General features: G+C 68.7%; 21 protein-coding genes. 12 read left to right on the top strand and 9 right to left on the bottom strand.

Annotation, left to right across the window (positions count from 1 at the left end):
* Positions 1-19: 19 nt before the first annotated feature.
* The 3 genes from recQ to H566_RS0106555 all read right to left on the bottom strand — a co-directional run bounded on the left by recQ (position 20) and on the right by H566_RS0106555 (position 3,085).
* Positions 20-1,876, bottom strand: coding sequence for a DNA helicase RecQ (gene recQ, locus H566_RS0106565; protein ID WP_028310817.1), 1,857 nt, complete (start codon positions 1,874-1,876; stop codon positions 20-22).
* 103 nt (positions 1,877-1,979) lie between these two features.
* Positions 1,980-2,300: an AzlD domain-containing protein gene (locus H566_RS0106560; protein ID WP_028310816.1), complete on the bottom strand. Its 321-nt coding sequence runs from the start codon at positions 2,298-2,300 to the stop codon at positions 1,980-1,982.
* Between the two features lie 59 nt (positions 2,301-2,359).
* The gene (locus tag H566_RS0106555; RefSeq protein WP_028310815.1) at positions 2,360-3,085 is read right to left on the bottom strand and encodes an AzlC family ABC transporter permease; all 726 of its coding nucleotides are present in this window, start codon (positions 3,083-3,085) and stop codon (positions 2,360-2,362) included.
* 146 nt (positions 3,086-3,231) lie between these two features.
* Between H566_RS0106555 and H566_RS0106550 the strand changes: the two genes are divergently transcribed.
* The 9 genes from H566_RS0106550 to H566_RS30480 all read left to right on the top strand — a co-directional run bounded on the left by H566_RS0106550 (position 3,232) and on the right by H566_RS30480 (position 9,978).
* Positions 3,232-4,158 carry a branched-chain amino acid transaminase gene (locus H566_RS0106550; RefSeq protein WP_028310814.1) on the top strand — a complete coding sequence of 309 codons (927 nt, stop codon included), beginning with the start codon at positions 3,232-3,234 and terminating at the stop codon, positions 4,156-4,158.
* 20 nt (positions 4,159-4,178) lie between these two features.
* The gene (locus H566_RS0106545) at positions 4,179-4,385 is read left to right on the top strand and encodes a zinc-finger domain-containing protein (RefSeq protein WP_028310813.1); all 207 of its coding nucleotides are present in this window, start codon (positions 4,179-4,181) and stop codon (positions 4,383-4,385) included.
* Between the two features lie 40 nt (positions 4,386-4,425).
* On the top strand, positions 4,426-5,517 hold the full coding sequence (gene waaF, locus H566_RS23380) for a lipopolysaccharide heptosyltransferase II (protein ID WP_084544845.1): 1,092 nt from the start codon (positions 4,426-4,428) through the stop codon (positions 5,515-5,517).
* A gap of 19 nt (positions 5,518-5,536) precedes the next feature.
* The gene (locus tag H566_RS0106535) at positions 5,537-5,980 is read left to right on the top strand and encodes a YybH family protein (RefSeq protein ID WP_028310812.1); all 444 of its coding nucleotides are present in this window, start codon (positions 5,537-5,539) and stop codon (positions 5,978-5,980) included.
* A 19-nt stretch (positions 5,981-5,999) separates the two neighbouring features.
* Complete coding sequence (locus H566_RS0106530; protein ID WP_051378570.1) at positions 6,000-7,010, top strand: YheT family hydrolase; 1,011 nt, start codon at positions 6,000-6,002, stop codon at positions 7,008-7,010.
* Positions 7,003-7,644 carry a DUF2946 family protein gene (locus H566_RS28085; protein WP_028310810.1) on the top strand — a complete coding sequence of 214 codons (642 nt, stop codon included), beginning with the start codon at positions 7,003-7,005 and terminating at the stop codon, positions 7,642-7,644. Before H566_RS0106530 ends, H566_RS28085 begins: the two co-directional genes overlap by 8 nt.
* A gap of 104 nt (positions 7,645-7,748) precedes the next feature.
* Positions 7,749-8,294, top strand: a complete 546-nt coding sequence (locus H566_RS0106520) for a hypothetical protein (RefSeq protein WP_028310809.1) — start codon at positions 7,749-7,751, stop codon at positions 8,292-8,294.
* 72 nt (positions 8,295-8,366) lie between these two features.
* Positions 8,367-9,170: an enoyl-ACP reductase FabI gene (gene fabI / locus H566_RS0106515; protein WP_028310808.1), complete on the top strand. Its 804-nt coding sequence runs from the start codon at positions 8,367-8,369 to the stop codon at positions 9,168-9,170.
* A 169-nt stretch (positions 9,171-9,339) separates the two neighbouring features.
* The gene (locus H566_RS30480) at positions 9,340-9,978 is read left to right on the top strand and encodes a hypothetical protein (RefSeq protein ID WP_342668669.1); all 639 of its coding nucleotides are present in this window, start codon (positions 9,340-9,342) and stop codon (positions 9,976-9,978) included.
* Positions 9,979-10,239: 261 nt separating this feature from the next.
* Here the strand turns inward: H566_RS30480 and H566_RS0106505 are convergent, their stop codons facing one another.
* The 4 genes from H566_RS0106505 to H566_RS0106490 all read right to left on the bottom strand — a co-directional run bounded on the left by H566_RS0106505 (position 10,240) and on the right by H566_RS0106490 (position 15,583).
* Positions 10,240-12,561 (bottom strand): NADP-dependent malic enzyme, encoded by a 2,322-nt coding sequence (locus H566_RS0106505; protein WP_051378246.1) that lies wholly within the window; start codon positions 12,559-12,561, stop codon positions 10,240-10,242.
* Positions 12,562-12,646: 85 nt separating this feature from the next.
* Positions 12,647-13,927 carry a TRAP transporter large permease gene (locus tag H566_RS0106500; RefSeq protein WP_028310806.1) on the bottom strand — a complete coding sequence of 427 codons (1,281 nt, stop codon included), beginning with the start codon at positions 13,925-13,927 and terminating at the stop codon, positions 12,647-12,649.
* The gene (locus H566_RS23370; protein ID WP_211238066.1) at positions 13,924-14,544 is read right to left on the bottom strand and encodes a TRAP transporter small permease; all 621 of its coding nucleotides are present in this window, start codon (positions 14,542-14,544) and stop codon (positions 13,924-13,926) included. Before H566_RS23370 ends, H566_RS0106500 begins: the two co-directional genes overlap by 4 nt.
* 37 nt (positions 14,545-14,581) lie before the next feature.
* Positions 14,582-15,583 (bottom strand): TRAP transporter substrate-binding protein, encoded by a 1,002-nt coding sequence (locus H566_RS0106490; protein WP_034410945.1) that lies wholly within the window; start codon positions 15,581-15,583, stop codon positions 14,582-14,584.
* Positions 15,584-15,813: 230 nt separating this feature from the next.
* Here H566_RS0106490 and H566_RS0106485 point away from each other — a divergent pair, with 230 nt between their 5' ends.
* From H566_RS0106485 to H566_RS0106475, 3 genes are all read left to right on the top strand, one after another.
* Complete coding sequence (locus tag H566_RS0106485; RefSeq protein WP_034411086.1) at positions 15,814-17,775, top strand: sensor histidine kinase; 1,962 nt, start codon at positions 15,814-15,816, stop codon at positions 17,773-17,775.
* A 97-nt stretch (positions 17,776-17,872) separates the two neighbouring features.
* On the top strand, positions 17,873-18,469 hold the full coding sequence (locus H566_RS0106480; protein ID WP_034411084.1) for a response regulator transcription factor: 597 nt from the start codon (positions 17,873-17,875) through the stop codon (positions 18,467-18,469).
* Positions 18,470-18,575: 106 nt separating this feature from the next.
* Positions 18,576-19,766 (top strand): pyridoxal phosphate-dependent aminotransferase, encoded by a 1,191-nt coding sequence (locus H566_RS0106475; protein WP_028310802.1) that lies wholly within the window; start codon positions 18,576-18,578, stop codon positions 19,764-19,766.
* A gap of 100 nt (positions 19,767-19,866) precedes the next feature.
* Here H566_RS0106475 and H566_RS0106470 read toward each other — a convergent pair whose 3' ends face one another.
* Together H566_RS0106470 and H566_RS0106465 are read right to left on the bottom strand one after the other, a co-directional pair.
* Entirely contained in the window at positions 19,867-20,112 is a 246-nt protein-coding gene (locus tag H566_RS0106470; protein ID WP_028310801.1) for an ATP-binding protein, read from the bottom strand.
* Positions 20,113-20,197: 85 nt separating this feature from the next.
* Entirely contained in the window at positions 20,198-21,058 is an 861-nt protein-coding gene (locus H566_RS0106465) for a lytic transglycosylase domain-containing protein (protein WP_156924320.1), read from the bottom strand.
* Positions 21,059-21,544 lie beyond the last annotated feature (486 nt).

Raw genomic sequence — 21,544 nt, 5'->3', positions numbered from 1 at the left:
TGCGGCCTGCGGACGACCGTCAGTCCTCGCTCAGTACCACGCGCAGGATGTCCGCGCCGTAAGCCTCCAGCTTGCGCGCGCCCACGCCGCCGATGCAGGCGAGGTCGTCGAGCGAGCCGGGCCGGCGCATCGCGATGTCGCGCAGCGTGGCGTCGTGGAAGACCGTGTACGCGGGCAGGCCGCGTTCGCGCGCAATGCCGGCGCGCCAGCCGCGCAGCGCCTCGAACAGCGGCCGGTCGCGCTCGGACAGCTCGACCGCCGCCGCGCTCGTGCCGGCCGAACGCGCCTTGCGGGCGGCGGCCTTCTCGCGCAGCTTGCGCAGCATCACGCGCTGCTCGCCCTTGAGCACGGCGCGCGCCTCGGGACCGAGCCGCAGCACGCCGTAGCGCGCATGGTCGATCTCGACCTGGCGGTTCATGACGAGCTGGCGCAGCACGGCGCGCCAGGCGTTGTCGTCGAGTTCGGCGCCGATGCCGTAGGTGCTGACCTTGTCGTGGCCGCTCTGGGCGATCTTGGCGGTGTGCTTGCCGCGCAGCACATCGATGATGTGCTGCGCGCCGAAGGCATGGCCGCTCATCTTCTCGACGCGGAAGATGCACGACAGGATCTTCTGCGCCGCCTCGGTGCCGTCCCACATCTCGGGCGGGCTCAGGCAGTTGTCGCAGTTGGCGCAGCCGTGGCCGGCCACGGCGCCGAGGTATTTCTCGCCGAAGTAGTCGAGCAGGCGGGCGCGGCGGCAGTCGGTGGTCTCGCACAGGCCGAGCACCGCGTCGAGCTTGGCGCTCGACACACGCTTGTAGTCCTCGCCGGCCTCGGACTCGTCGATCATCCGGCGCTGCTGCACCACGTCCTGCAGGCCGTACACCATGAAGGCATCGGAGGCCTCGCCGTCGCGGCCGGCGCGGCCGGTTTCCTGGTAGTAGCCCTCGATGCTCTTGGGCAGGTCGAGGTGGGCGACGAAGCGCACGTCGGGCTTGTCGATGCCCATGCCGAAGGCGATGGTCGCGACGATGACGAGGCCGTCCTCGCGGATGAAGTCGTCCTGGTTGCGGGCGCGCGTCGCGGCGTCCAGCCCCGCGTGGTAGGGCCGCGCGTTGATGCCCTTCTGCTCCAGAAACTCGGCGGTCTCCTCCACCTTCTTGCGCGACAGGCAATAGACGATGCCGGCGTCGCCCGGATGCTCGTTGCGGACGAAGTCGAGCAGCTGGGCGCGGGCGTCGGTCTTGTCGGCGATGCGATAGCGGATGTTGGGCCGGTCGAAGCTGCTGATGAACATCGGCGCGTCGGCGAGACCAAGGCGCTCGGCGATTTCATGGCGCGTGAGCTCGTCGGCCGTGGCGGTCAGCGCCATGCGCGGCACGTGCGGATAGCGGTCGTGCAGCAGCGAGAGCTGGAGGTATTCCGGGCGGAAGTCGTGGCCCCATTGCGAGACGCAATGCGCCTCGTCGATGGCGAACAGCGCGATGCCCGGCCCGTCGGCGATGGCATCGAGCAGGCCGGTGCCGCGCTCGGTCATCACGCGCTCGGGCGCCATGTACAGCAGCTTGAGCCGGCCGCTGCGCGCGTCGCGCTCGATGTTGCGGGCCTCGGCGGCGTCGAGCGTCGAGTTGAGATAGGCCGCCGCCACGCCGGCCTCGCGCAACGCCGCGACCTGGTCCTGCATCAGCGCGATCAGCGGCGACACCACCACCGCCACACCTTCGCGCGCCAGCGCCGGCACCTGGTAGCACAGGCTCTTGCCGGCGCCGGTGGGCATGAGCACGAGCGCATCGCCGCCCTCGATCGCATGGCTGACCACCTCCTCCTGCCGCCCGCGGAAGGACGAATAGCCGAACACCGACTTGAGGATGGCGCGGGCCTGCTGGACGGCGCTCATGAAGCACTCCTGTTGAACTTGAACATCAATGCTGCCTGGACGGCCGGCGCGCGGCGCGCCCATTGACCGTTGCCGCTCGCGGCCCGGAACGCCATCGCAGCCATCACGACCACCCCACCAGCCGCAGCGCCGTGAACACCGCCATCCCGATCGCGAGCGTCGCGAACAGGTTGCGCGTCACCAGAAAGCCCGCGGTCGCCGCCGCGCCGGCCCAGAGCTTGTAATGCCCCGGCTCCACCACGCCGTGCGAAAACACCAGTTCCGGCCCGACGATGGCCGCCAGCGCGCAGGCCGGCGCATAGCGCAGCGCGCGCTCCACGGTCGAGCCCGGCGACAGCCGGTGGAAGACGAGCAGGCCCGCGCGCGTCGCGACGGTGGCGAAAGTGAGGCCCGCCATCGCGAGCCAGAGTTCGAGCTGATCCATGCGCTCAGCCCCGCGCCGGCCGCCTGGCCGCCTGATTCATCCGCTGCAATTTCATACCCTCAGTTCCGCGCGGCGGGCCCGGCATCGCCGCCCGCGTTCGCGCCCACGAGCATCGCCACCACGATGCCCGCCACCGTCCCCGCCGCCAGCCCCAGCCGCAGCGGCAGCGCATGCGCCACGATCGCCACCACCGCCGACGCGATCGCCCCGGCCAGCACCGGCCGCGCGGCGCACATCGGCACCAGCAGCCCGAGCAGCGCCAGCGTGCCCGCGAGATCCAGCCCCCAGTCGAGCGGAATCCAGCCCGCCGCGACGATGCCCGCCACGCTGCCGAGCTGCCAGAACAGCCAGTTGCACACCGCGCCGCCCATGAAATAGGCATGCCGGTGCTCGAACGGCCCCGGCTGCTCGCGCCGCCGCATGTAGATCACGAAGCCGATGTCGCCCATCAGATAGCCGTACCAGAGCCGCCGCGCCACGCTCACGCCGGCAAAATCGCGCCGCAGCGCCAGCGCGTAGATGACGAAGCGCAGGTTCACGACCAGCGCCGTCGCGACGATGAGCCACACCGGCGAACCGCTCGCGATCAGCGGCAGCGCCGCCAGCTGCGCCGAGCCCGCGTACACAGTGAAGGTCATGCCGAGCGCGCCCGCGAGTCCGAGTCCCGCCTGCACCATCGCCACGCCTGTCACCAGCCCCCAGGCGAGCACGCCCGTCGCAGCCGGCATCAGATCGGCGAAACCGCGCCGGAAGGCTTCGCCGCGCGCGTCTTTCCAGAAACCCATTTCAACCTTTCCGAAGGCGCCACACAGTCGCGGCGCCGGCCGCATTATCCCGATGAGGCGGCTCGGGCAAGGGCTTCGCTAGAATCTGCGCTTTTCCGCCCGCGCGCCGCGCGCGGGCCGCAACCCCTGACAGGAGCATTCGAATGGTGTCCATGGCCGACCGTGACGGCGTGATCTGGATGGACGGGAAGATGGTTGACTGGCGCGACGCCAAGATCCACGTCCTCACTCACACCCTGCACTACGGCATGGGCGTATTCGAGGGTGTCCGCGCCTACCAGCAGGCCGACGGCAGCACCGCCGTCTTCCGCCTCAAGGAACACACCCGCCGCCTGTTCAACAGCGCGCGCATCTTCCAGATGAACCTGCCCTTCACCGAAGAGCAGATTTCCGAGGCCACCAAGGCCGTCGTGCGCGAGAACAAGCTGGAGAGCTGCTACATCCGCCCGATCGCCTGGATCGGCTCGGACAAGCTCGGCATCGGCGCGCGCACCAACACCATCCACGTCGCGGTCGCGGCCTGGCCCTGGGGCGCCTACCTCGGCGCCGAGGGCATGGAGCGCGGCATCCGCGTCAAGACCTCGTCGTTCACGCACCATCACCCCAACGTGACGATGTGCAAGGCGAAGGCAGTCGGCAACTACCCGGTCTCGATCCTGTCGAACCAGGAAGCGACGAACGAGGGCTACGACGAGGCGATGCTGATGGATCCGCAGGGCTTCGTCTGTCAGGGCTCAGGCGAGAACGTCTTCCTGGTGAAGGATGGCGAACTGCACACGCCCGACCTCGCCGGCGGGGCGCTCGACGGCATCACCCGCAACTCCATCTTCACGCTCGCGGCCGAGCACGGCATCAAGGTGGTCGAGCGCCGCATCACGCGCGACGAGTTCTACATCGGCGACGAAGCCTTCTTCACCGGCACCGCCGCCGAAGTCACCCCGATCCGCGAGCTTGACGGCCGCACCATCGGCGCCGGCTCGCGCGGCCCGGTCACCACCAAGCTCCAGGCGGCCTTCTTCGACGTGGTCAACGGCCGCAACCCGAAGTACGCCGAGTGGCTTGCCAAGGTCTGATTTCCTTCGAGGTTCCAACAATGAGCGACACCCAAACCAAAGCCGCCCTGCCCTCGGTCGAACTGACGGCCAAGGATCTGCCCGCCTACTGTCCCAACCCGGCCATGCCGCTGTGGAACCACCATCCGCGCGTGTTCCTCGACGTGACCAAGACCGGCGAGGCGATGTGCCCGTACTGCGGTACGGTCTACCGCCTCAAGGCCGGCGAGAAGGTCCACGCGCACTGACGCGCGGCACCGTCGCCCTCTCCGCCGCGTGGAACCCGAAATGCGCATCCTCGTCGTCGCTCCCAACTGGATCGGCGACGCGATCATGTCCCAGCCACTCATCCGGCGGCTGAGGCTCCAGCACCTGCGTGCGCGCATCGAGGTGCTCGCGCCCAAGCACCTCGCGGCGGTGTACGAATCGATGAACGAGGTCGATCGCGTCCAGACCACCTCGTTCTTGCACGGCAGCCTGCAATGGAAGGAGCGCGTCGCTACCGCGCGCGCCCTGCGCGCGGGCGATGCCCACGGCCCCTTCACCCATGCCTGGGTGCTGCCCAACTCGTGGAAATCGGCGCTCATCCCCTGGCTCGCACGCATCCCGGTGCGCTGCGGCTACACGGGCGAAGGCCGCTGGGGCCTCCTCAACCGGCGCTGGCCCAATCCGCCCAAGGGCCATCGCCCGCCGATGATCGAGACCTACGCGGCGCTGGCCGGCGGTTTCGAGCGCAAGTACGACTGGTTCGGCGCCGACCGGCCGCGTCTCGTCGTCGATCCGGCCCATGTGGCGATCGCCAAGGCCAAGTACATCGACCGCCACACCGCGCGGCCGCTCATCGGCTTCTGCCCCGGCGCCGAGTACGGCCCGGCCAAGCGCTGGCCGGTCGAGCATTTCGCGCGGCTGGCCGAGCTGGTGGCCGAACGCCATCCCGACGCCGCCTTCTTCTGCCTCGGCTCGCCCAAGGACAAGCCGGTCGCCGCCGAGATCGCGGCGCTGGCCCATGTGGAAGTGACCAACCTTTGCGGCAATACCAGCCTGCGCGAGGCGCTGGCGCTGATGCGCAGCTTCCAGGCCGTGGTCAGCAACGATTCCGGCCTCATGCACATGGCGGCCGCGCTCGACGTGCCGGTGGTCGCGCTCTACGGCTCGACCGATCCGCGCCACACGCCGCCGCACAACACCCAGGCGACGATCGCGCGCATTCCCATCGAATGCAGCCCCTGCTTCGCGCGCGAATGCCCGCTCGGGCATTTCCGCTGCATGCGCGATCTCACGCCCGAACTCGTCTACGAACAGCTCGCCGCGCGACTCGGCGCCGCCCCCGCCCAACCCACGCCCTCACCCGGCCAGGGCGCGGACGGACGCCGCGCCTGACGCGGCCCTCCTCCCCGCCATGGACGAAGACTTCCACCCCGCCCTGTTCTCCACGCCCGAAGCCGCCGAGCAGAGCTGGTATGACGCGCTCGAACGCGCCGACCTCGCCGCCGCAATGGCCTGCTGGTCGGACGAGGACGACATCGTCTGCATTCATCCCAACGGCCCGCGTCTGATCGGCATCGACCCGATCCGCCAGAGCTACGAGGAAATCCTCTCGCAAGGGCCGCTGACGGCGCGCGTCACGCGTCGCCACGTGCAGCAGAACATGCTGGTCGCGGTGCATTCGGTCATCGAGGAAATGCCGGTGCTGCATCCGCGCACCGGCCAGCCACTGCGCGTGTTCGCCACCAACATCTATTTCAAGACGCCGAGCGGCTGGCGTCTCGTGCTGCATCACGCCAGTCCGAACGAGGAGCCGATGGGCGACATGCCGGCGCTGCGGCCCTCGATGCTGCACTGAGGTGCGCGTGGCCCGCCCGATGGCCGGCTATCGCGCGCCAGCCTGGCTCAGGCTCGGCCCCGCCGCCGGCCATGCCCAGACCATCCTGCCCGCCCTGCTAGCGCGCTGCCCGGCCACGCCGCTGCGCCGCGAACGCTGGGACACCGAAACCGACGGCCGACCTGACGGCGACTTCATCGATGTCGACTTCGTCGACGGCGAAGCCGGCCGTCCCTGGGTTGTGCTGTTCCACGGACTCGAAGGCTCGTCGCGCAGCCATTACGCACGCGCCCTCATGCATGCGCTGCGCATACGCGGCTGGACCGGCGTGATCCCGCATTTCAGGGGTTGCTCCGGGGAACCCAACCGGCTGGCGCGCGCCTACCACTCGGGCGACAGCGCCGAAGTCGGCTGGGTGCTGCGCCGCATCGCCGCGCGCGCGGCCGGCGCGCCGCTGTACGCGGCCGGTGTCTCGCTCGGCGGCAACGCGCTGCTCAAGTGGTTGGGCGAATCGGGCGCGGACGCGCGCTTCGTGACGGCCGCCGCCGGCATCTCGGCGCCGCTCGACCTCATGGCCGGCGGCGCGGCGATCTCGCGCGGACTGTCGATGGTGTACACGCGCATGTTCCTGCGCACGCTGCGGGTCAAGGTCGCGGCCAAGCTCGCCGCGCATCCGGCGCATCCGCTGCTCGCGAGCGGGCGCACCAGCCTCGACGCGATCCGCGCCGCGCGCACGCTGCGCGAGTTCGACAACCTCTACACCGCGCCGATGCACGGCTACCGCGACACCGACGACTACTGGACCCGCGCCTCCAGCAAGCCGCTGCTGCGCCACATCGTCGTGCCGACGCTCGTGCTCAACGCCCGCAACGATCCCTTCCTGCCTGCCGAGGCGCTGCCCGGCCCGGCCGAGGTGTCGGCGGTCGTCACGCTCGAACAGCCGGCCGAAGGCGGACACGTCGGCTTTGCAACCGGCGCCTTCCCCGGTCGGCTCGACTGGCTGCCGGCGCGCATCCTCGGCTTCTTTGACGACCACACTGACCATGGATGACGCCGTTCTCGCCGCCCTCGCCCGCTGGCCCGATGTCCCCGCCTGCCATGGCTGGCTCGCACTCGACCGGCGCGGCCGCTGGCGCATGCGCGACGAGGCCTGCCAACGCGCCGGTCTGCCCGGCGATCCCGTCACCAGCCCGGCGCTGCGCGGCTTCATCGATCGCAACTACGCCTGCGACGAGCACGGCGCCTGGTTCTTCCAGAACGGACCGCAGCGCGTCTACGTCACGCTCGAAGCCGCGCCCTTCATCGTGTTCGCCCAGCCGGATGCCGCGGAAGCCGCCGCGCCGGCCCTCGTCACCCACAACCGCCTGCGCGTCGACCGGCTCGACCGTGCCGCCTTCGACGACGCTGGCAACCTCTGGCTCCTGACCGAGCACGGGCCCGCCATCGCCAGCGACCGCGACCTCGCCGTCTTCATCGACCATCTCGCCGACGCCGACGGCGGTCCGCCCGATCCAGACACCCTGCCCGAGCGCTGCCTCAGCACGCCCACGGGCCTCATCCTGCGCCTGCCGGCCTGCCCCGCCGGCCTTCCGGTCGAAGTCCTCCGGTCGGAGGAGCTTTCTGCCCGACTGGGGTTTGTGCGCGATCCGGCCATTGCCGGCACAGGAAAAACCCGAATGGGTTGAACCCTGACTCAAGTCGTCGATGACAAATTCCGCACATGCACCTGTAAGAGCACTCCCTAGCATGCGACGCACTTCTCAAATTCGACGGTGAATGGAGACCCGGAATGACCCTGACGATGGAAGCCGTGCTGCGCAAGACCGAACTCGGTCGCGCCGAGATCAGCCGCCGTGGCGAAAGCCTCTCGCGCCATGAGCGCAATCTGCTCGTCGTGGCCGATGGCCGTCGTCGCGCGGCGGAACTGCTCGATCTCGTCGGCATGGAAAACCAGCATTCGCTGGTGCGTCTGCTCGAAGCGGGTCTGCTCGAGATCGTCAGTCTCGCCAGCGAGGCCGTGCACGCGGTCACGCCCTCGCGTGCCGAGCCTGAACCCGGCAGCCCTGCCGCGATCGCGCCCGAACTGTTCAAGGCCTACGCCTGTCCGCCAGACGCCTCGCGCCAGTTCCGGCTCTACGCCTTTCTCGGTGCCCAGATTCCGGAGTTCTTCGGGCTCGGCGCCATCCCGCTCACGCTGCGGCTCGAACGTGCCGATTCGCTCGACGAACTCGTCACCCTGTTCGACAAGCTCGTGGTCGCCGTCGAGAAGAAGCGCGGTCCCAAGGCCGTCGCGCTCTACCGCGAACGCCTCGACGAACTCCTGGCCACGTCCTAGTCACCCGGGCGGCAGCCGGCGAAAGCTCCCCGGGTAGAATCCGGGCCAATTTTGCGTTTCCGGAGTCACCGCATGGGCTTTCTCGCCGGCAAGAAGATCCTAATCACCGGTCTGCTTTCCAACCGTTCCATCGCCTACGGCATTGCCCAGGCCTGTCACCGCGAAGGCGCCGAACTCGCCTTCACCTACGTCGGCGAACGTTTCAAGGACCGCATCGACGGCTTCGCCAAGGAATTCGGCAGCTCGCTCGTGTTCCAGTGCGATGTCGGCAGCGATGACGAGATCGCCTCCACCTTCGCCGGCCTCGGTGAAGCCTGGAGCCAACTCGACGGCCTCGTCCATTCGATCGGCTTCGCGCCGCGCGAAGCCATCGCAGGCGACTTTCTCGACGGCCTGAGCCGCGAAGGCTTCCGCATCGCCCACGACATCTCGGCCTACAGCTATCCGGCGCTCACCAAGGCCGCGCTGCCGCTGCTGCTCAAGGCGGTCGAGGCAGGCGGCTCGCCGAGCAGCCTCACGCTGAGCTATCTCGGCGCCGAGCGCGTCGTGCCGCACTACAACACCATGGGCCTGGCCAAGGCCTCGCTCGAAGCCTCGGTGCGCTACCTGGCCGAAAGCCTCGGCCCGCGCGGCATCCGCGCCAACGGCATCAGCGCCGGCCCGATCAAGACGCTGGCCGCCTCGGGCATCGCCGACTTCGGCAAGATGCTCAAGTTCAACGAGATGAGCACGCCGCTGCGCCGCAACGTGACGATCGAGCAGGTCGGCAATGCTACGGCCTTCATGCTGTCCGACCTCGCGAGCGGCATCACCGCCGAGATCATGCATGTCGACAACGGCATGCACGCGGTCGTCGGCGGCATGGCCCAGCTCTGAACGCCAGGCAGGCGATCAGCAGGGGTTTGGCCCGACGCTGATCGCATGTCCCCGCGCGCCACGCATCGCGCGAACAGGCGGGGCAAAGCGGTGCTGCGCAAGGCAGCATCGGTTCAAGTCGCATGGCGGAACGGCCGTTAAACGGTCAGACACTTTCCGCTCCACCGCCATGCGCCCACCTCTACTCGTCGCCAGCGCGCTCGCGCTCACGCTCTTCCTGCCCGGTTGCGACAAGCTGACCGCCCTCACCGGCAACAGCAAGGCCGATATCGAGGCCGAAGGCAAGGCGATCGGCTCGGCCTGCCGCCACGCGGGCCGCGCGATCGAGGACTGCTTCACCCTCAACGCCAAGGCCAACAAGGCCGCCATCTTCGAGGGCTGGCGCGAGATGAACGACTACATGACCAAGAACAAGATCGAGGTCGTGGCACCCGTCGTCCCGCGCGATCCGCCCAAGCCGCCTCCCGTGCCGGCACCGGCCACCGCCGCCGCCCCGCCCGAACCCGAGCACGCCGCGCCGCCGCCCGACGACAGCAAGTCGCGCACGAAACGTTCGCGCAGTGGCCAGCAGGCCGACCTGCCACGCGATACGCCGGTCAGGGTCGCCAATGCGCCCGACCTCGCGGCCGACCCGCGCGCCGTGCTCCAGGAACGACGCGGCGGCACTCCCGAGCATGGCGCGGCGTCCGGTCACGCCGCTGCCGGCGAAGGCCATGCCGGCAGCACCGAGCACGCGCCGCCGCCCCGCGTCACCGCCGTGGGCGCATCGGAAATCCAGCGCATGAAGGCCTACGCGAACACGCCCTGAACCGCGCCACATCGATCGCGGCGCACGTCCGCCGCGACAGCGGCAACCGACGTCGATGACCTGCGTCTGCCGCCCCGACGGACCGACGCCGCACATGACAAAGGCCACGACGCCTCGCGGCAGTCGTGGCCTTGCACATTGATCGGCGAGCCTGCAGCCCGCCTCCTAGCATCGGTCGGCGCGGTGCCGGCGATGCAGACGCGTCGTCGGCCCGAACCGGTCCGTTATCCCGGGGCTGCGTCGGCGCGACGACAGCGGCGTTCAGCGCCGATTCGCATCCACGACGGCGAGCGCCGTCATGTTGACGATGCGCCGCACCGTCGCGCTCGGCGTCAGCACGTGCACCGGACGCGCCGCACCGAGCAGCACCGGCCCGATCGCCACGTTGTTGCCCGCCGCCGTCTTCAGCAGGTTGTAGGCGATGTTGGCCGCGTCGAGGTTGGGCAGCACCAGCAGGTTCGCCTCACCGTTGAGCGTCGAGCGCGGCATGATCGCCTTGCGCACGCTCTCGTCGATCGCGCAGTCGCCGTGCATCTCGCCATCCACCTCCAGCCACGGCGCCTGCTCGCGCACGATCGCCAGCGCCTTGCGCACCTTCTCCGACGACGCATTGGTGTGCGTGCCGAAGTTGCTGTGCGACAGCAGCGCCGCCTTCGGCGCGACGCCCAGGCGGTTCATCTCTTCCGCCGCCATGATCGTGATCTCGGCGAGCTGCTCGGCCGTCGGATCGACGTTCACGTGAGTGTCGACCAGGAACACCGTGCGGTTCGGCAGCAGCAGCCCGTTCATCGCCGCGTACACCGTCGCGCCGGGGCGCTTGCCGATGACCTGGTCGATGTACTTCATGTGGATGTCGAAGGTGCCGTAGGTGCCGCACACCAGCGCGTCGGCCGCGCCCTTGTGGATCAGCATGCTGCCGATCAGCGTGTGGCGACGGCGCATTTCCAGCTTGGCGTAGTGCTCGGTGATGCCCTTGCGCTCCGTCATCTGGTGGTAGGTCTGCCAGTACTCGCGGTAGCGCTCGTCGTACTCGGGATTGATGAGCTCGAAGTCGATTTCCGACCGCAGACGCAACCCGAAGCGCTCGATGCGCTGCTTGATGACCGCCGGCCGGCCAATGAGCACCGGCATCGCGATCTTCTCGTCGACGATGACTTGCACCGCGCGCAGCACGTTCTCTTCCTCGGCCTCGGCGAACACCACGCGCTTGCTCTTCGCCGGCAGCTTCTTCGCCGCCGAGAAGATCGGCCGCATCAGCGCGCCGGAGTGATAGACGAACTGCTGGAGCTGGGCGGTGTAGGCCTCGTAGTCCTGGATCGGGCGGGTGGCCACGCCGGAGGCTTCGGCGGCCTTGGCGACGGCCGGCGCGATCGTGGTGATGAGGCGCGGGTCGAAGGGCTTCGGGATCAGATACTCCGGGCCGAAGGACATGTTCTCGACGCCGTAGGCGCTCGCGACCACATCGCTGGCTTCCTGCTGGGCCAGTTGCGCCACGGCTTCGACCGCCGCGATCTCCATCTCGCGCGTCACCGTGGTGGCGCCCGCGTCGAGCGCGCCGCGGAAGATGAACGGAAAGCAGAGAACGTTGTTGACCTGGTTCGGATAGTCGGTGCGACCGGTCGCGATCAGCGCGTCGTCGCGCACCGCCTTGACCTCCTCGGGGAGGATTTCCGGCGTCGGGTTCGCGAGCGCGAAGATGATCGGGCGCGCAGCCATGCTCGCGACCATCTGCGGCTTGAGCACGCCGGCGGCCGAGAGGCCCAGGAACACGTCGGCGCCCTGGATCACTTCGGCCAGCGTGCGCAGCTGCGTCGGCTGGGCAAAGCGGGCCTTGTCCGGGTCCATGAGCTCGGTGCGGCCCTGGTAGACCACGCCTGCGAGGTCGGTCAGCCAGATGTTGCCGATGGGCACGCCCAGATCGACGAGAAGGTCCACGCAGGCCAGCGCCGCCGCGCCCGCGCCCGAGGTGACCACCTTCACCTCGTCGATCTTCTTGCCCGTGACCTTGAGCGCATTGAGGATGCCCGCGCCCACGACGATCGCGGTGCCGTGCTGGTCATCATGGAAGACGGGAATCTTCATGCGCTCGCGCAGCTTGCGCTCGACGACGAAGCAGTCCGGCGCCTTGATGTCTTCGAGGTTGATGCCGCCGAAGGTGGGTTCGAGCGCGGCGATGATCTCGACCAGCTTGTCCGGGTCGCGCTCGTCGATCTCGATGTCGAAGACGTCGATGTTGGCGAACTTCTTGAACAGGACGGCCTTGCCTTCCATCACCGGCTTGGCGGCCAGCGGGCCGATGGGGCCCAGGCCCAGCACCGCCGTGCCGTTGGTGATCACACCCACCAGGTTGCCGCGCGAGGTGTAGCGCACGGCGTTGGCCGGGTCTTCGACGATTTCCTCGCAGGCGAAGGCCACGCCGGGGGAGTACGCAAGCGCCAGATCGCGCTGGTTGGCGACGACCTTCGTCGAGCTGATCGCGATCTTTCCGGGGGTCGGAAACTCGTGATACTCGAGCGCGGCCTTGCGCAGCAGTTCCTTCTTGGACGGGTCCGCAGCCTGTTTGGAATTATCGGTCTCTGACATTTCTCTGTAAGCCTGGTGTTAGGAAACGGGGGCGTCGATTCTAGCCGCTCCACCTTGCCGGACTCTGGCGGAGCGGCCCGTTTGTTCAGAAGCCGAGCATCTTCGGCAGGAACAACGTGATCGACGGCACGTAGGTGATGACAAGCAGGAAGCCGACCATCGCCACAAGCCAGGGCGCGACCGCCACCGTCAGCTCGGTGATGCCCATCTTCGTGATGCCGGATGCCACGTACAGGTTGAGACCCACGGGCGGATGGCACATGCCCACTTCCATGTTCACCACGATCAGGATGCCGAAGTGCACCGGGTCGATCCCGAGCTTCATCGCGACCGGGAACAGGATGGGCGCCATGATCAGGATGATCGAACTCGGCTCCATCACGTTGCCCGCGAGCAGCAGCAGGATGTTCACCACCAGCAGGAAGGCGATCGGGCCGAAGCCTTGCGCCACCATCCAGTCGGCCATCGCCTGCGGAATGTTCTCGCTCGTCATGAGGAAGCTGAACAGCACCGCGTTGGTGATGATGTAGAGCAGCATCGCCGACATGCTGGCCGAGTCGAGCAGCACCTTGGGGAGCTGCTTGAGCTTCACGTCCTTGTAGACGAATACCGCGATGAAGAAGGCGTACACCGCCGCCATCGCCGCCGCCTCGGTGGGCGTGAACTTGCCGCTGTAGATGCCGCCGATCACCACGACGATCAGGAACAGGCCCCAGGCCGAATCCTTCAGCGCCTTGAGCCGTTCGGCCCAGCTTGCCTTCGGCATGCGCGGATAGCCGTTCTTCCAGGCCAGATACCAGGTGACGGCGCCGAGCAGCGTCGCGAGCAGGATGCCGGGGATGACGCCCGCCATGAACAGCGCGCCCACCGAGGTGTTGGTGGACACCGAGTACATGACCATCACGATCGACGGCGGAATCAGGATGCCGAGCGCGCCTGAGGTGGTGATGACGCCCGCGCCGAAGCGGTTGGGGAAGCCCTGCTTCACCATCGCCGGCAGCACGATCGAGCCGATCGCCACCACCGTTGCCGGGCTCGATCCCGACACCGCCGCGAACAGCGCGCAACCGAGCACGCCCGCGAGGCCGAGGCCGCCATGCCAGTGGCCGACCATCGACGAGGCAAACGTGATCATCCGTTTGGCCACTCCGCCATGCGTGAGGAAGTTGCCGGCGAGGATGAAGAACGGGATCGCCATGATCTCGAACTTCTCGATGCCCGTGAAAAGCTTGAGCGCGACCGATTCGATCGGCACCTGGGTCATCGTGAACAGGAAGGTCAGGACCGTCAGGCCCAGCGAAATGCTGATCGGCATGCCCGTGAGCATCAGCACGAACAGCAGCACGAAGATGATCGCGGCGCTCACTTGCGGCCCCCCTTGCGTTCGCCGGCGTCGAGCGCTTCCTCGATGCCCGGAATCTCGGCGCCCATCGGCGACGCGACCGCGCCGCCCTCGTCGATGCCTTCAACATGCGAATGGTCGTGATGCGGCAGCTCGCCGGTGCGCACGAACTGCACCGCCACCTGGAGGAAGCGGAAGCACATCAGGTAGGAGCCGAGCGGGATCGCGAGATAGACGATCCACATCGGCACTTCCATGTCGGCCGAGGTCTGGTCGGTGCCGGCCATGTGCCACACGAAGTTCGCGCCCAGCGTGCCGACGATGCCGGTGAACAGCGCGCCCGCCAGCAGCCCGAACACCACGAAGCCGTTGCGCCCCTTCGGCGGCAGCCGGTTGATGAGCACGTCCACCCCGACATGGATGCCGGTGCGCACGCCGTAGGCGGCGCCGAACTTGGCCATCCACACGAACATGTAGATGCACAGTTCCTGAGCCCAGCTCAAGTTGATGGACAGCATGAAGTCCTGCGTCAGTTCGACGGTGGACAGGTAGCGATGGACGACGGCGACGAAGATGACGAGCGTCGCGAGCGCCATGAGGCTCGCGATGATCGTCTCTTCGAGGCGGTCCAGAAGTTTCAGCACCATGAGCGTGCTTCTCCGAACCCGGACCGGCGGCTTACTTGACGCCGAGGTTGGCGGCTTCGGCGTTGATCGCCTTGATCAGGTCGGCGCCGACACGGCCTTCCACATCCTTCTGCACCGGCTTGAGCGCGTCGCGCCAGACCTTGCGCTGGGCCTCGGTCAGATGCGTCACCTGCGTCTTGCCCGACTTCTCGATCGCGGCGAGCGCGGCGTCGTTGTCCTGCTGGGCGATGGCGTTGGCATAGCGGGTGGATTCCTTCATCGCCGCTTCCAGCTCCTTGCGCACGTCGGCGGGCAGCTCGTCCCAGAACTTCTTGTTCACGATGACCGCGTAGCCGAGGTAGCCGTGATAGGTGTCGGTCGCGTACTTCTGCACCTCGTGCATCTTCTGCGTGTACATGTTGGACGGCGGGTTCTCGGTGCCGTCCACCACGCCGGTCTGGAGCGCCTGGTACACCTCGCTGAAGGCCATCACCTGCGGGATCGCGCCGAGCGCGCGCATCTGCGCGTCGAGCACCTTGCTGCTCTGGATGCGCATCTTCTGGCCCTTGACGTCGGTGGGCACGAGCAGCGGCTTGTTGGCGCTCAGCACCTTGAAGCCGTTGTCCCAGTAGCCGAGGCCGGTGATGCCCTTGCTCTCCAGCTTCTTGAACAGGCCCTGGCCGACCGGGCCGTTCTGCACCGCCTGGAGCACTTCCTTGTTGGGGAAGATGTAGGGCACGTCGAACACCTCGAATTCCTTCACGCCGAGCGGGCCGAACTTGGCCAGCGAGGGCGCCAGCATCTGCACCGAGCCGAGCTGGAGGGCTTCGAGTTCTTCCTTGTCCTTGTAGAGCTGCGAGTTGGGATAGACCTCGACCTTGACGCGGCCCTTGGTCTTTTCCTCGGCGAGCTTCTTGAAATAGTCGGCCGCGCGGCCCTTGGGCGTGTCGGGCGCGACGACGTGGCTGAACTTGATGACGATGGGGGACTGGGCGTGGGCGACGCCCGCGACGGCCAGGGCCAGGACGAAACCGAGCGGCTTCAGGAAGCGCATGTCTGTCTCCTCAAGGGATGCGCTGGCGGCGGTCATTGCCGCCATCTTGGTTTGTGTAGGGATGAATCCGCGCCTCGGGTGGTCTCTCACCCGGGCGGGTTGGGCGGGACTATGCCTTGCGGCAAGGTTTCAAACGAGCTTCGGATTTCCACAATGCCGGCAACCCTTGGTCGCGCGCGCGACGGGCTGGGGCATCATCGGCCCCCCCTGTCCGCCTGCCGATGCCGCCGATGTCCACGCCCGTCACGCCGTCCGCCGCGCCGCCGATGAACTGGCGCCGCCAGGGCTGGCGCCTGCGCCACTGGCTGCCGCCGCTGCTGGCCGGCCTGCTGCTGCTGGCGACGGCTGCCGGCATCCTGTGGATCAACTGGCGCAGCGAGGTGAGCCACCGGCTCGAAGCGCAGGTGGCCGACACGCTGTGGGTCAAGCAGAGCATTGAGTTCCAGCTGCGCCATCACGAGGAGGCGCTGCGCGAGCTGGCCACCGGCTGGCACCAGGGGCGCATCGGGCCGAAGGAGTTCGCCACCAAGGCGCGCTCGATGCTCTCGACCAACCACGAGCTGGTGCGCATCGCGCTCTACGACGCCGACGGCCATGCGGTCGCCGTCGAGCAGACCCGCGGCCTCGACACCGCCGCGATCGAGACCGAGCTGGCGATGTACGCACGCCGGCGCGGCGGCGAGCTGTACGGCGGGCCGAACGAGATCGGTGGCCAGGAACTGCTCACGCTCGCGGTGCCGGCCATCGGCGGGCGCGAGGGCACGCTGGTGCTCGAAGCCTCGCTCGAAGGGCTGTTGCAGGAATCGGTGCCGTGGTGGTTCGCGCGCAATAACGAGGTCGGCTTCGCCAACGGCTTCGGCGAGCTGATCGCGGTGCGGCGCGCGCCGGCGCCGGCACGCGGCCACTACCGCCACCAGACGCCGCTGGAAGCCGTGGGCGTGTCGCTGCTGCTCGTGACCGACTCGACCGAGGACACGCCGCGCGTCCTGCCCAGCCTCATGAGCGTGACCGTGGTGGTGCTGACGCTCACCCTGCTCGCGAGCCTCGTGCTGCTGTGGCGCGACAAGGCGCGCCGCGCCGAGGCCGAGCGCCGGCTCCAGGAGCAGCTGTCGTTCCGCCAGGCGATGGACAACTCGCTCATGACCGGTCTGCGCGCGCGCGACCTGTCGGGCCGCATCACCTACGTCAACCCGGCCTTCTGCCGCATGGTCGGCTACTCGCCCGAGGAGCTGCTCGGGCGCAGCTGGCCCATGCCCTATCACGACCCCGAGCGTGATCGCGTGTCGCGCGCGCGCTTCGCCCAGGTACTCGACGGCACGCTGCCCGCGAGCGAGTTCGAGAGCGTGTTCGTGCATCGCAATGGCCGACGGGTGCAGGTGCTGATCCACGAGGCGCCTCTCATCGACGCGCGCGGCCGGCGCACCGGCTGGATGAGTTCGGTGCTCGACATCACCGAGCGCAAGCATGTGGAGGAAGTGAACCGCCAGCAGCAGGAGGCGCTCCAGGCAACGGCGCGGCTCGTGACGATGGGCGAGGTTGCCTCGACGCTGTCGCACGAACTCAACCAGCCGCTGTCGGCCATTACCGCCTATGCGACCGGCTGCCTCAACCTCGTCGCGCATGACGAGGACGACGGCGAATTCAGCCTGCGCGCCACGCTGGAGAAGATCCAGCGCCAGGCCGCGCGCGCGGGCCAGATCATCCGCTCGGTGCACGACTTCGTGCGCCGGCGCGAACCCGAGAAGACGCGCTGCCAGATCCGCGAGGTCATCGACACCACGCTGCCGCTGGTGCAGATGCAGGCGCGCAAGCTCGGCGTCGCGGTCGAGACGCGAGTGGCGACCGAGCTGCCGGCGATCGACGCCGATCCGGTCATGCTCGAACAGGTGCTGCTCAACCTCGCGCGCAACGCGATGGAAGCGATGGCGTCCCAGCCGCCGCTGCGCCGCAAGCTGGAGATCGCCGCCGTGCCGCATGACGCCGGCGTGGAAGTGGCGGTGATCGACCATGGCACCGGCATCGCGCCGGCCGACGCCGAGCGGCTGTTCACGCCCTTCTTCAGCACCAAGGCCGAGGGCATGGGCATGGGACTGAACATCTGCCGCACGGCCATCGAATTCCACCGCGGACGCATCTGGCACGAGCCGACCGAGGGCGGCGGCACGACCTTCCGGTTTACGCTCCAGTCCTGACGCCCGGCCGGCGCCGTGGCCACCACCGCGCTTCGGCGCGCCGGCCACCGCGTGCCCCGCATCCCACCGCTCACGACCGCAGCACGCCATGAACCGACTGGTCCACATCATCGACGACGAAGAAGCCATCCGGGACGGCCTGGGCTGGCTGCTGCGCACGCGCGGCCTCGACTCGCGCGGCTGGGAGGACGGTGCCACCTTCCTCGCCGCCGGCGACGACGCGGTCGCCGGCGTGACCTGCCTCGTGCTCGACGTGCGCATGCCCCAACTCTCGGGACTGGAAGTGTTCGACCGGCTCCAGGCCCGCTATGGCGAGGCGATGCCGCCGGTCATCTTCCTCACCGGCCACGGCGACATCCCGATGGCGGTCGAGGCGGTCAAGAAGGGCGCCTTCGATTTCTTCGAGAAGCCGCTGAGCAACAACCGGCTGGTCGATCGCGTGATCGAGGCGCTCGACCGCGCCGAGGCCTCGCTCGCGCTGCGCTCGACCCAGGCCGAGACCGATCGGCGCCTCGCCAGCCTCAGCCCGCGCGAGACCGAGGTGATGGAGCGCGTGCTGGCCGGCAAGCTCAACAAGGTGATCGCCGACGAGCTGGGCATCACGATGCGCACGGTGGAGGTGCATCGCGCGAGCATCTTCAACAAGATGGGCGTGCGCGGCGCGGTCGAGCTGGCTCAGCTGCTCAAGCGCTGACAGCGCTTGCAGGCGCCCGCGCCCCAGCAGCGGCCCCAGCTCCGATCAACCACCGCACCTCGCTCCGCCGCCATCGCGGCGCCTCCTCCCGAAGCAGCACGACACCATGCAGCAAGCCTCCCCCGCGCTGGCCGCCCGCCTCGCCAACATCCAGCCCTTCCACGCGATGGAAATCGTCAAGGCCGCCGACGCGCTCGAACGCGCGGGCCGCGATCTCGTCTATCTCGCGCTCGGCGAGCCCGACTTCGCCGCGCCCGAGCCGGTGCAACGCGCCGCGCTCGCGGCGATGCAGTCGGGCGCGACGCGCTACACCGCCGCGCTCGGCCTGCCCGAGCTGCGCGAGGCGATCAGCGGCTTCTACGCCCGGCATTACGCGCTCGACGTGCCGCCCGAGCGCATCGTCGTGACGGCCGGCGCCTCGGGCGCGCTGCTGCTCGCCTGCCTCGCCACGCTCGATCCGGGCAGCGAGGTGCTGATGAGCGACCCCGGCTATCCGTGCAACCGGCATTTCGTCGCGGCGGTGGACGCCGTGCCGCGCGCCCTGCCCTGCGGACCGGAGCAGCGCTTCCAGCTCGACGCGCGCCAGATCGCCACGCACTGGACCGCCCGCACCCGCGCGGCGCTGCTCGCCTCGCCGTCCAACCCGACGGGCACCTCGGTGCTGCCGGCGGAGCTGGCCGCGATCGCGCGCGAGGTGCGCTCGCGCCACGGCTGGCTGATCGTCGACGAGATCTATCACGCGCTCAGTTACGACCTCGCCGATCCGACCACTGGCTGGGCACCGTCGGCGCTTGCGCTCGGCGACGACATCATCACCGTCAACAGCTTCAGCAAGTTCTTCGGCATGACGGGCTGGCGGCTCGGCTGGCTGGTGCTGCCACCAAGCGTCGTGCGCGCGGTCGAAAAGCTCGCGCAGAACCTGTTCATCTGCGCCTCGACGCTGTCGCAGCGCGCGGCGCTCGCGTGCTTCGGCGATGACGCGATGGCAACCTTTCTCGCCCGCCGCGACGAATTCCGTCGCCGCCGCGCCTTCCTGCTGCCCGCGCTGCGCGACCTCGGCCTCGACGTGCCGGTCACGCCCGACGGCGCCTTCTACATCTACGCTGACGTCAGCCGCCACGCGCCCGACAGCGACGCCTTCGCCAACCGCATGCTCGAAGAAGCCGGCGTCGTGCTGGTGCCGGGCAAGGACTTCGGCGCGGCCGGCACGCGCGACTTCGTGCGCTTCAGCTACGCCACCGGCTACGAGCGCATCGAGCTCGCGGTCGAGCGCATGGGTCGGGTGCTGCGCGGCTGAGCGAATCGGAGCGGCGACCCTGAGCGCGGCGCCTTGCGCGCCGGCCGACCCGGCGCAGGCCCGCCTCGCCAACGTAGGCCCAGGCCTGTCCAGCCTGCGCCTACACCATGCCGGCCGCGCCGTCGTGCCGCATCTCGATCACATCGAAGGGACAGACCGCCTCGCAGCGCGAGCAGCCGGTACAGCCCGACGCGTCGTGCAGGACCGACTGCTTGCGGCCCCAGCCGTTCGGCCCCGGCGCTTCCAGCCAGAGCACGCGCGGCGGACAGGCCGCCACGCAGCGGCCGCAACCGGTGCAGCGATCGGCATCGATGGCGGGCAGCGGCTGGTGGCGGTCGGCGGTCATGAAAGTTCTGCGGCGCAAGAAAAAGGCCCGCGCTCGGCGGGCCTTTCCGTGTGGGCGGCGACGCATCGCCGCGCGCATAGGGCAATCAGCTGCCCGGGGCTTCGGTCTGACGCTCCGGCGCCTTCGCCACCGTGTTGGCGGCGGTCTGCACCGGCTGGCGCACGCCGCGCATCGCGGCCTCGATGCGGGCGCGCTCGCTCATCACACGCTCGCCGTAACCGTTGTCGTCCACGCCCGGCTGGGCGCCGAGATAGGCGCGCAAGCCGGCCTCGACCGACCCCGTGCGCTCGATGGTCTCGCGCAGCACCTGGGCGCCGACGCGGATGTTCACGAGCGGATGGAAGGCCGCCGTCGCGCCGCCGAAGGCCGACAGCTTGTCGGCATGCACGACCGGCATCACCTGCATCAGCCCGCGCGCGCCCATCGGGCTTTGCGCGAACGGATTCATGCTCGACTCAATGCTCATCACCGCCAGCAGCAGCAGCGGATCGACCTTGAGCTGCTGGCCGGTGCGGAAGGCCTCGGCCACCACCTGGCCGATCGCCTCCGGCGCCAGCTTGTATTTGCTGGCCAGGAAATTGGCCGCCGCGCGCTGTTCGCGCGTGAGGCTGACGGGCCGGGTGAGCGCGGCCTGCTCGCGTTCGAGCGCCTCGCGCGTCGCGGTCTGGATGGCGTCGGCATCCGGCGCCTCGCGCTGGACCACGACAACCGTCTTCGGCACGCCGAGCACGCGGCTCGACATGTCCGTCGCCGCCTGCTTCATGACGGTGCGCGCTTCCGGATTGATGAAGCCGAACACCGCCGCGCACAGCGTCACGATGCCCAGCAGCGCGAAGCCCTTCTTCGCGCAGATCACCATGCCCGAGACAACGTCCGCGATCACGACGCGGAAGTTGCCGCCGGCGGTGGCGGTCTGGTTCACAACATTTGCAGCAGTCATCTGCATGCGTCACTCCTGTCAGAGTTGTGCCGCCGCGCGCCAGCCAGCACCCGTCGGACCCTTGGGTCGGGGGCGTGGTGCAGCGTGCTGCGACAATCGCGATCCTTTGATGCTCCGCTGTCCCTCACGGGGCAGGCGCCGGGCAGCGCATGGGCCGGCTGGCCCTCGGCGGATCGCTTGACTACGGTTGCTCTTCAGCCCGGCTTTGGGATGCCGGACCGTTTTCCGATGGCAGTTGGACGCTTCGTCCGGGCACCATCGGCAGCCGTTCGGGTCCGAAGCCGTGCGGCTGCGCCGCTGGGTGGGTGGCTTCGGGGAGGCCGAAATTCGTGGCGGAGTGTGTGAGACGACCACCACGCCGACAACTTGACAGCACCCAGACGAATGCGGCAGGCAAACCCGTAACAAGACACAAGCCACTGATTTTTCAAGGCTTTCCCGCCAATCACGAAAATCGGCAGCCTGATTGCAATTGACAATCAGAAACCTGAA

This window comes from Derxia gummosa DSM 723 (assembly GCF_000482785.1).
In the GTDB taxonomy this organism is placed as follows: domain Bacteria; phylum Pseudomonadota; class Gammaproteobacteria; order Burkholderiales; family Burkholderiaceae_E; genus Derxia; species Derxia gummosa.
The sequence above is the reverse complement of the archived record's forward strand: the minus strand, read 5'-3'. Positions and strand labels throughout refer to the sequence as shown.